Source organism: Streptomyces bungoensis, assembly GCF_001514215.1.
Taxonomy (GTDB): domain Bacteria; phylum Actinomycetota; class Actinomycetes; order Streptomycetales; family Streptomycetaceae; genus Streptomyces; species Streptomyces bungoensis.
In genome coordinates, this window is sequence record NZ_KQ948915.1 from 1 (window position 1) to 922 (window position 922).

A 922-nucleotide genomic window follows, 5' to 3' on the forward strand; every position below is an offset into this window, starting at 1 on the left:
GGACACGGTGCTGCTGGCGGAGGCGAACCAGTGGCCGGAGGACGTCGTCGACTACTTCGGCGACTACCAGGCGGGCGGCGACGAGTGCCACATGGCGTTCCACTTCCCCGTCATGCCGCGCATCTTCATGGCCGTGCGCCGCGAGTCGCGCTACCCCGTCTCGGAGATCCTCGCCAAAACACCCGCGATCCCGTCCGGTTGCCAGTGGGGCATCTTCCTGCGCAACCACGACGAGCTGACCCTGGAGATGGTCACCGACGAGGAACGCGACTACATGTGGGCCGAGTACGCCAAAGACCCGCGGATGCGCGCCAACATCGGCATCCGCCGCCGCCTCGCCCCCCTCCTCGACAACGACCGCAACCAGATCGAGCTGTTCACCGCCCTGCTGCTGTCCCTGCCCGGCTCCCCGATCCTCTACTACGGCGACGAGATCGGCATGGGCGACAACATCTGGCTCGGCGACCGCGACGCCGTGCGCACCCCCATGCAGTGGACCCCCGACCGCAACGCCGGCTTCTCCTCCTGCGACCCCGGGCGCCTGTTCCTGCCCACGATCATGGACCCCGTCTACGGCTACCAGGTCACCAACGTCGAGGCCTCCATGTCCTCGCCGTCGTCCCTGCTGCACTGGACCCGCCGCATGATCGAGATCCGCAAGCAGAACCCCGCCTTCGGACTCGGCTCCTACACCGAACTGCCCTCCTCCAACCCGGCCGTCCTCGCCTTCCTGCGCGAATACGGCGACGACCTCGTGCTGTGCGTCCACAACTTCTCCCGGTTCGCCCAGCCCACCGAACTCGACCTGCGCGCCTTCGACGGACGCCACCCCGTCGAACTGATCGGCGGCGTCCGCTTCCCCGCCATCGGAGAACTGCCGTACCTGCTCACCCTCGCGGGCCACGGCTTCTACTGGTTCCGG

1 protein-coding gene is annotated in these 922 nt (G+C 67.9%); it reads left to right on the forward strand.

Going from position 1 to position 922, the window contains the following annotated elements:
- A partial coding sequence (locus AQJ66_RS36620) for an alpha-glucosidase C-terminal domain-containing protein (protein WP_208611551.1) occupies positions 1 to 922 on the forward strand: 922 nt, incomplete at both ends.